The organism is Aliihoeflea sp. 2WW, from assembly GCF_000497755.1.
Lineage (GTDB): Bacteria > Pseudomonadota > Alphaproteobacteria > Rhizobiales > Rhizobiaceae > Aliihoeflea.
In genome coordinates this window covers 1-8,032 of the sequence record NZ_AYOD01000037.1, presented here as the reverse complement: position 1 = coordinate 8,032, position 8,032 = coordinate 1, and the positions used below count along the sequence as shown (strand labels likewise).

Below are 8,032 nucleotides of genomic sequence, written 5' to 3'. Positions count from 1 at the left end.
CAACGCCGGCGTGAACGTTGCGCCTGGATCGTGACCTCAGCGCTCACCCCCACCCCATACCCCTCCCCACAAGGAGGAGGGGGGCGGCGGCGTCGCGTTCCTCCTTCAATCGGGGCGCTTCGCTGGGGGATAAGCTGGTTTATCCGTCCAGACCGGGCGGAAGCCTGCTCGAAGGGCTGCGATGGTCGAGGGTGGGGTGATTGCGAGCACGGGGGCGGTTGGACGGGATGTCGGGACGTAGCCTTCGAAGGTCCAGCGTAGCCAGTTGCCGTCGCGCCGGACGAGTGGGTTGCCGGCGGCTTCGATCATCGCGGCGTCGGGGAGATCGTCGGGGGAGACAGGCATGGGCGCGGTGCGGGACGAGAGACGGCGTTCGGCGTGGAGGTGGGTGTCGATCTGCGGGGCGGTGACGGAGGCGAGCCCGTTGCCGGCGGCGAAGGCGGACTGGAACGAGCGGGCGGCGTCGCGGCGGCAGGTGAAGCAGGGGCGATGTCCGGCGGCGAGCGCCGTGACCTCATCGGCGAAGAAGAGTTCGGTCCAGCCGGCGCCGCCGCCGCGTCCGTTGCGGCCCCACACGTCGCGGCGCCTGCCCTTCCAGTCGCAGGTGCAGACGATCCAGGCGCGGGTCGTCCAGCGCCTGCCGATGAGCTTTCGGGTGTCGGGATCGTGCAGGATGCCGCGATTGCCGGTGAAGAGGCCGCGTGGGGAGACGGCGTGGAGGGAGCCGAATGGGTCGGCACGATTTTGGAGCGGCATTTCGATCCCTTGGCAGAGCTTCGCCGTCCATGTTACCCGCCGAATATCGATGGGCAAATCAGGCAGGCCGATGCGCGTTCTCGTCATCCAGAATTTCGACGGCACCGGGCTCGGCCAGTTGCGCCCGGCGCTCGACGCGGCGGGCGCCGAGATCGACATCCGCGCGCTGCACGATGGTGGCGCGCTACCGGAGCGGATCGACGACCATGACGCGCTGATCGTGCTCGGTGGCGGGCAGAACGCGCTCGCCGACGACGAGCATCCCTACCTGCCCGGGCTCGTCGATTTCATCCGCGATTTCACCGCCAGCGGGAAGGCCGTGCTCGGCATCTGCCTCGGCGCGCAGCTTCTCGCCCGCGCGCATGGGGCGCAGAACCTGATCGGCGGGGCGCGGGAGTTCGGCTGGTGCGAAATTGTGCTGACGCCGGAAGGTCGGGAGGACCCGGTGCTGGGCGCCCTGCCCGCCCGCTTCCCGATCTTCCAGTGGCATGACGACCACTACATGTTGCCACGCGGCGCGTCGCGGCTTGCCGGCAACCTCGTCTCGCACAACCAGGCGTTCCGGATCGGGGCGCGGGCCTATGGCATCCAGTTCCATTTCGAGGCCGACCGGGCGCTCGTCGCCGAATGGAACGAGCGATTCGCCGGATGGATCGCCGAGCGCGAGCCCGATTGGGGCAGCCGCCACAAAGGGCAGGCCGAACGCTTCGGCCCGGACGCCGATGCGGCCGGCGCGGCGCTTGCCAGGGCCTGGGTTTCCACGATCTCAAGCTGAAGAGTTGCAGAAATGCAACTGACCAAAAATAGGCGTGGCAAAGCCTTGGACCGTCTGGCTTTCGCCCGATTGGAAGCCTAGATCAGCGGCCGCATCAGACGGAGATTCCGCCCAAACGCGCCCTTTCGAAACCACCGCGAAACAAATCGCGGGGAACGAAATTTCGCGCCGCGGATTCTCCAGATGAAACCGATTTGTAACGGACCCCGTTGTAAGAGTTGCAGGACCCAACCGAGATGAACACCGTGCGCGCCACCCTCATTACCCTCTCCATGCTTTCAGCCATCGTGTTCTGGGGCGCCGGCATCTATACGGCCGACGCAGCCGGCGATTTCGTCGTCGTAGACGGCTACGGCGTCGTCGCCGAGTAGGATTTCGCGCCTGAGCGGCCTGCAAATGGCAGCTTTCTGCGCTTCCGGTGCTCATGTACCCAAAGGTACACTCCGCTCCGGTTCTCGAAATCTGCCATTTTCGACTCGCACAGACCCGAAATCGGGACGCGCGCTTCAGCCCGTCACTTCCAGAAACCGCTTGTCGCGGCCCTCTATCGCCAGCGCCGTCAACCGGCCGCTGGCGAAAGCATATGTGTCGAGATTGACGCGATTGGCGCGGATTTCCGGCTCGTGATGCGGCGTGTGGCCGTGAACGATGAGCTTGGGATGAAGACCGGGATAATCCGAGAACTCGCGCCTGATCCAGATCAGGTCCTGCGGGTCCTGCGCGTCGAGCGCGACGCCGGGGCGGATTCCGGCATGGCAGAAGAAGAAATCTCCGAAAATCGCTGACAGCTTCAGGCCGGTCAGGAACGCGATATGCGCCGGCGGCATGGCGGTGAGGAGTGCTTCGCGGCTCTGGCGAATGGCGGCGTCGGACGAGAAGTCGATCCGGACGCCGTAGGAGCGCGCGGTCGTCTCGCCCTCGAAATCGGCGAAGCGCCACCAGGTTTCGGCGTCGGCGAGGAACTCGGCCAGCACCTTGTCGTGATTGCCGAGAAGCGCGACGTGGCGCGGGTTTGAGGTGACCCGGCGGGCGATCATTTCGATGACGCCGGCGCTGTCGGGCCCGCGGTCGACATAGTCGCCGAGATAGACGACGCGCCAGTCGGCCGGCCTGTCGCGGACGATTTCGCCTTCGATCAAGGCCAGCATCTTCGCCAGGAGATCGGCGCGGCCGTGAATGTCGCCGATGGCGTAAAGGCGCATGCCTTCGGGCGCGGCGGCGTCCTCGTATCGGACGTCGGGTTCCATCCTACCCGCCGACGACCATGATGTGGAGCGCGCGCGGACCGTGGGCGCCGAGCAGCATCTTCTGCTCGATGTCGCCGGAGCGCGAGGGGCCGGTGATCATGTTCAAGGTGCGCGGCATCTGCCCCTTGCCGAACTTGTCGCGGATGCGGGCGAGCACGGTTTCGAGGTCGCCGGCGACGTCCCTGGCATCGACCACCACCAGATGATGCTCGGGCAGGAAGTTGACGGTCGTCGGATTGTCGCCGCCCGAATGAAGCACCAGCGTGCCCGTCTCGGCGACGGCGCCGAAGGCGTGGCTCAGGCCGGTCTCGTCATTGCCGTCGGAGGGGCCGCGCAGGATTTCAAGCGCCGGCTGGGTCGACCAGTCGGCGCCGTTTAGGCGCGGGTCGTCGCCCATGCGGATCGAGGCCGGCAGGTTTTTCGAGCGCAGATAGGCGGCAATCGCGGCCGGGAGGTCGGCATAGGAGGCAAGGCGCTCGGTGGTCGCGTGGACCTTTTCGGCCTGATACGCGAAGAGGTCGATGCGGGCGGCATCGGGCAGTTGGCCGCGTACGGGGATGAGGCCGCGCGGGGCGCCGGACAGACGGTCGCGGACGGCGTCCGCACGGTTGGCGTTGCCGGCGCCGAGCGAGGCGCGGACCTTGTTGAGGATCGCGTCGCGGCCGCTCATCGGACCGGCTCCTGCTTCTTCGCTTCGCGCTGCGCCCATTGCTGCAGGAAGGTTCGCCCTTCCGGCGCGGGCAGTTCGCGATGTTTCGTCCAGCCGCCGGCAAAGGGCAGCCAGGAGAAGCGGTGCTTCGCGCCACCGAAGGCCGAAAGCGCCGGGATGCCGAGCGAGGCGAAGAAGCGATAGAGCGACGGGCGCTTGGCGAAGAAGGCCCATGTCTTGAGGCCGTAGCGCGCCGCGGCCGGGTTCAGCCCCCGCTCGAATTCGCGCTCGCGCCAGTGGCGCATCATCTTCGGCAACGGGATCTTCATCGGGCAGACGTTTTCGCAGCGGCCGCAGAAGGTCGACGCATTAGGCAGATGCCCGCCCTTGTCGACGCCGATCAGCGAGGGTGTCAGCACCGCGCCCATCGGGCCCGGATAGACCCAGCCATAGGCGTGGCCGCCGACGGCGTGATAGACCGGGCAGTGGTTCATGCAGGCGCCGCAGCGGATGCAGCGCAGCATCTCCTGGAATTCGGTGCCGAGCATGGACGAGCGACCATTGTCGAGCAGGACGACGTGATATTCGTCCGGCCCGTCCGGGTCGCCCTCGCGCCGGCCACCCGTCGAGACGGTGGTGTAGACGCTCATGTCCTGGCCGGTGGCCGAGCGGGCGAGAAGGCGCAGGATCTGCGCGGCGTCTTCCAGCGTCGGGACTATCTTCTCGATCGAGGCGATGACGACATGGACGCGCGGCAGAATCTGCGTCAGGTCGCCATTGCCCTCGTTGGTGACGATGATCGACGAGCCGGTTTCGGCGACGAGGAAGTTGGCACCGGTGATGCCGAGATCGGCCTTGAAGTATTCGGCGCGAAGCACCGCGCGCGCCTCGGTCAAAAGCTTCTCGTGCTCGACGAGTTCGCGGTCAGCCGGCAGATGGGTGTGGACGCGGCGGAAATCGGCCTCGATCTGCTCCTTGTTCAAGTGAACGGCGGGCGCGATGATGTGGCTCGGATGCTCGCCGCGGAGCTGGATGATGTATTCGCCGAGATCGGTCTCGACCGGGCGCACGCCCGCGGCCTCGAGCGCGTCGTTGAGCGCGATCTCCTCGGAGATCATCGACTTGCCCTTGGTGACGGTTTTCACGCCGCGCGATGCGCAGAGGTCGAGGATGATGTTGCGCGCGTCTTCGGCGGTCTGCGCCCAATGGACATGGCCGCCGGCCGCCTTCACCTGTGCCTCGTAGTTCTCCAGGTAGAGATCGAGATGGGCGAGCGCGTGATCCTTGATCGCCTTGCCGTTTTCGCGCAGCGCCTCGAATTCAGGCAGCGCATCGACGGCTTTCTTGCGCTTGTCGATGAAGCCGGCGCGGACATTGCCGAGCGCCTTTTGAAGCTGGGCGTCGGAGAGGGCCTTGACGGAGTTGGCCTTGAAGGTCGGGGAGGTGATTTGCATTAGAGGGCGCCTCTGCGGAGCGATTTGTGCTCTGGCGCACCCCCCTCTGTCCTACCGGACATCTCCCCCTCAAGGGGGGAGATTAGTCTCGTCGCCGACACCGCGTGATCTCCCCCCTTGAGGGGGAGATGGGCGGCAGCCCAGAGGGGGGTGTGACGGGGCGCGATCTTGTCCATCCTCATCACAACTTCCCCCCGATCGGCGGCTGGTCGGTCATTCCGGCCAAGACCTCGGCGACGTGGCGGACTTCGATGGCCGAGCCGTCGCGCTTCAGTTTGCCGGCCATGTTCATCAGGCAGCCGAGGTCGCCGGCGAGGAGCAGGTCGGCGCCGGCGGTTTCGATGTTGGCGGTCTTCTTGGTGACGATGGCGTTCGAGATGTCGGAATATTTGACGCAGAACGTGCCGCCGAAGCCGCAGCAGACGTCGGCCTCCTGCATCTCGGCGATCTTCAGCCCCTCGACCGAGGCGAGGAGCTTGCGCGGCTGGTCGTGGATGCCGAGTTCGCGCAGGCCCGAGCAGGAATCGTGATAGGTCGCGGTGGCGGCGAGCTTCGCTGTGACGCCCTCGACCTTCATCTCATCCGTGAGGAAGGAGACGAGTTCGTGGACCTTCTTGGAAAACTCGGCCGCGCGGCTTTCCCACGCCGGATCGCCGGCGAAGAGCGCGGGATAGTGCTTCTTGAGCATGCCCGTGCACGAGCCCGAGGGCGCGACCACGTAGTCGAATTCCTCGAAGGCGGCGATGGTGGCCTTGGCGATCTCGCGCGTGTCTTCGCGGTCGCCTGAGTTGTAGGCCGGCTGGCCGCAGCAGGTCTGCGCCATGGGCACGTCGACCGCGCAGCCGGCGTCCTCGATCAGCTTGACCGCGGCGAAGCCGATGCTGGGGCGGAAAAGGTCGACCAGGCAGGTGACGAACAGGCCCACCGTCGGTCGCTTCGTCGATTGATGTTGCAAGAGCGTTTCCCGTCTTTTCGTTGGCCGGCACGATAGACCCGGAGGGCGTTTTTTTCAAGTGGCCAGTCGGGCGTGGCTCGTTATAACTGCATGAGGGGCAAGCGAGGGGAGGAGCTTCGATGTCAGGACCCGTCATGCCGGCCGCCGACCAGGCGACCTTGTCGCGGCGCGCCGAAATCGTCGCCGACATGCGCATCATCGTGCCGGGCGAAGGCGTGGTGGAGGCCGAGCACGCCATGCGCGCCTTCGAGAGCGACGGGCTGACGGCTTATCGCCAGTTGCCGCTGGTCGTGGTGCTGCCCGAGACCACAGCACAGGTCTCGCGCATCCTGAAATATTGCAACGAGCGCAACATTCGCGTCGTGCCGCGCGGTTCGGGCACCTCGCTTTCGGGTGGCGCGCTGCCGCTCGCCGATGCCGTGCTGCTCGTCATGAGCCGGTTCAACCGAATTCTCGACATCGACTTTGCCAACCGCACCGTGACCGCGCAGCCGGGCGTGACCAATCTCGGCATCACCAAGGCCGTCGAAGAGGAAGGGTTCTACTATGCGCCCGACCCCTCCTCGCAGATCGCCTGCTCGATCGGCGGCAATGTCGCGGAGAATTCCGGCGGCGTGCACTGCCTGAAATACGGGCTGACGGCGAACAACGTCCTCGGCCTCGAAGTGGTGCTGATCGACGGCGAGGTGATCCGGCTCGGCGGCAAGCATCTCGACGCGGAAGGCTACGATCTGCTCGGCCTGATGACGGGTTCGGAAGGGCTGCTCGGCGTCGTCACCGAAGTGACCGTTCGCATATTGCAGAAGCCGGAGGCAGCGCGCGCGATGCTGGTCGGCTTCCCCTCCTCCGAACAGGCGGGGCAATGCGTCGCCGACATCATCGGCGCGGGCATCATTCCAGGCGGCATGGAGATGATGGACCGGCCGGCGATCCACGCGGCCGAGGCCTTCGTCCATGCCGGCTACCCGCTCGACGTCGAGGCGCTTCTGATCGTCGAACTCGACGGGCCGGTGGCCGAGATCGACCACCTGATCGGCGAGGTGGAGCGGCTGGCGGCGCAAAACGGCGCCACGACGAGCCGGATTTCGACGTCGGACGCCGAGCGCACCGTCTTCTGGGCCGGCCGCAAGGCGGCGTTTCCGGCGGTAGGGCGCATTTCGCCCGACTATTACTGCATGGACGGCACGATCCCGCGCAAGGAACTGCCGACCGTGCTGGCGCGGATGCGCGAACTCTCGGTGAAATACGGGCTGGAAGTCGCCAACGTGTTTCATGCCGGTGACGGGAACCTGCACCCGCTGATCCTCTACGATGCCAACAAGCCGGGCCAACTCGACCGCGCCGAGGCGTTCGGCTCGGACATCTTGCGGCTGTGCGTCGAGGTCGGCGGGGTGCTGACGGGCGAGCATGGCGTGGGCGTGGAGAAGCGCGATTTGATGCCGGAAATGTTCACCGAGATCGACCTGAACCAGCAGATCCGGGTGAAATGTGCGTTCGATCCGGAGCATCTGTTGAACCCGGGGAAGGTGTTTCCGCAACTGCATCGATGTGCGGAAATGGGCCGGATGCATATCAGCCGCGGACAGGTGGCGTTTCCGGATATTCCGAGGTTTTGATGGGCGGGACCTTGCAGGATCAGGGTTCCTCGCCCCTGCGTAGCGGGGGAGAGGTGGCTCGGGCGAAGCCCGAGACGGAGAGGGGGACGACCGCGCGTCGCGCGGCGACCTCGATCGCGCGAGCGCGGGATTTGCGGCAGGGCGACAATATCGCCGAGGCCATTCTCTGGACCGAACTGAAGGCAAAGAAGCTTGGCGGGCACAAATTCGTTCGCCAGATGCCGTGCGGGCCGTACTTCGCCGATTTCGCCTGCCGGAGCGTCCGACTGATCGTCGAGGTCGACGGCAGCCAGCATGCCGATTCCGACCACGACAGGCGGCGGGAGCGGTTCATGCGGGCGGAAGGGTATTCGGTGCTGCGGTTCTGGAATGTGGACGTGCTGAAGCAGCGGGCGAGCGTGTGCGAAACGATATTGGCGGCGGTCGAGGGGCGACTTGGGGAAATGGACAATCACGAGGTTCGGTACGTGCGGGCGGTGCGGACGTGAGTTCCGCTGGGTCGAGATGGATTGAGGTCGTGGGTTTCGGGAAGGTTGCGGCCCCCTCTCCGTCTCGGGCTGCGCCCGAGCCACCTCTCCCC

The 8,032-nt window shown here is 66.1% G+C and carries 9 protein-coding genes; 4 read left to right on the top strand and 5 right to left on the bottom strand.

The features are described from left to right. Positions 1-105: 105 nt before the first annotated feature. Positions 106-756: a hypothetical protein gene (locus ALII_RS0116625; RefSeq protein WP_024588359.1), complete on the bottom strand. Its 651-nt coding sequence runs from the start codon at positions 754-756 to the stop codon at positions 106-108. A gap of 70 nt (positions 757-826) precedes the next feature. Here ALII_RS0116625 and ALII_RS0116620 point away from each other — a divergent pair, with 70 nt between their 5' ends. Together ALII_RS0116620 and ALII_RS23255 are read left to right on the top strand one after the other, a co-directional pair. Next, on the top strand, positions 827-1,531 hold the full coding sequence (locus tag ALII_RS0116620) for a type 1 glutamine amidotransferase (protein WP_024588358.1): 705 nt from the start codon (positions 827-829) through the stop codon (positions 1,529-1,531). Positions 1,532-1,776: 245 nt separating this feature from the next. Continuing rightward, positions 1,777-1,902 carry a hypothetical protein gene (locus tag ALII_RS23255; RefSeq protein WP_280113772.1) on the top strand — a complete coding sequence of 42 codons (126 nt, stop codon included), beginning with the start codon at positions 1,777-1,779 and terminating at the stop codon, positions 1,900-1,902. 135 nt (positions 1,903-2,037) lie between these two features. Here ALII_RS23255 and ALII_RS0116610 read toward each other — a convergent pair whose 3' ends face one another. The 4 genes from ALII_RS0116610 to ALII_RS0116590 form a co-directional block, all read right to left on the bottom strand. Continuing rightward, positions 2,038-2,778, bottom strand: coding sequence for a metallophosphoesterase (locus ALII_RS0116610; RefSeq protein ID WP_024588357.1), 741 nt, complete (start codon positions 2,776-2,778; stop codon positions 2,038-2,040). A gap of 1 nt (position 2,779) precedes the next feature. Beyond that, positions 2,780-3,448: a lactate utilization protein gene (locus ALII_RS0116605; RefSeq protein ID WP_024588356.1), complete on the bottom strand. Its 669-nt coding sequence runs from the start codon at positions 3,446-3,448 to the stop codon at positions 2,780-2,782. Further along, the gene (locus tag ALII_RS0116600; protein WP_024588355.1) at positions 3,445-4,881 is read right to left on the bottom strand and encodes a LutB/LldF family L-lactate oxidation iron-sulfur protein; all 1,437 of its coding nucleotides are present in this window, start codon (positions 4,879-4,881) and stop codon (positions 3,445-3,447) included. Before ALII_RS0116600 ends, ALII_RS0116605 begins: the two co-directional genes overlap by 4 nt. Before the next feature lie 181 nt (positions 4,882-5,062). Then, positions 5,063-5,836, bottom strand: a complete 774-nt coding sequence (locus ALII_RS0116590) for a (Fe-S)-binding protein (RefSeq protein WP_024588353.1) — start codon at positions 5,834-5,836, stop codon at positions 5,063-5,065. A 119-nt stretch (positions 5,837-5,955) separates the two neighbouring features. Between ALII_RS0116590 and ALII_RS0116585 the strand changes: the two genes are divergently transcribed. Together ALII_RS0116585 and ALII_RS0116580 are read left to right on the top strand one after the other, a co-directional pair. Next, complete coding sequence (locus tag ALII_RS0116585) at positions 5,956-7,452, top strand: FAD-linked oxidase C-terminal domain-containing protein (protein ID WP_024588352.1); 1,497 nt, start codon at positions 5,956-5,958, stop codon at positions 7,450-7,452. Next, the gene (locus ALII_RS0116580) at positions 7,452-7,940 is read left to right on the top strand and encodes a DUF559 domain-containing protein (RefSeq protein ID WP_024588351.1); all 489 of its coding nucleotides are present in this window, start codon (positions 7,452-7,454) and stop codon (positions 7,938-7,940) included. The genes ALII_RS0116585 and ALII_RS0116580 overlap by 1 nt, the downstream gene beginning before the upstream one ends. The last annotated feature ends 92 nt before the right edge of the window (positions 7,941-8,032 follow it).

What these genes read in the sequence shown, in the direction of transcription:
- ALII_RS0116625 (WP_024588359.1), bottom strand. Translation starts at nt 756, where the DNA reads ATGCCGCTCCAAAATCGTGCCGACCCATTCGGCTCCCTCCACGCCGTC.
- ALII_RS0116620 (WP_024588358.1), top strand. Translation starts at nt 827, where the DNA reads ATGCGCGTTCTCGTCATCCAGAATTTCGACGGCACCGGGCTCGGCCAG.
- ALII_RS0116610 (WP_024588357.1), bottom strand. Translation starts at nt 2,778, where the DNA reads ATGGAACCCGACGTCCGATACGAGGACGCCGCCGCGCCCGAAGGCATG.
- ALII_RS0116605 (WP_024588356.1), bottom strand. Translation starts at nt 3,448, where the DNA reads ATGAGCGGCCGCGACGCGATCCTCAACAAGGTCCGCGCCTCGCTCGGC.
- ALII_RS0116600 (WP_024588355.1), bottom strand. Translation starts at nt 4,881, where the DNA reads ATGCAAATCACCTCCCCGACCTTCAAGGCCAACTCCGTCAAGGCCCTC.
- ALII_RS0116585 (WP_024588352.1), top strand. Translation starts at nt 5,956, where the DNA reads ATGTCAGGACCCGTCATGCCGGCCGCCGACCAGGCGACCTTGTCGCGG.
- ALII_RS0116580 (WP_024588351.1), top strand. Translation starts at nt 7,452, where the DNA reads ATGGGCGGGACCTTGCAGGATCAGGGTTCCTCGCCCCTGCGTAGCGGG.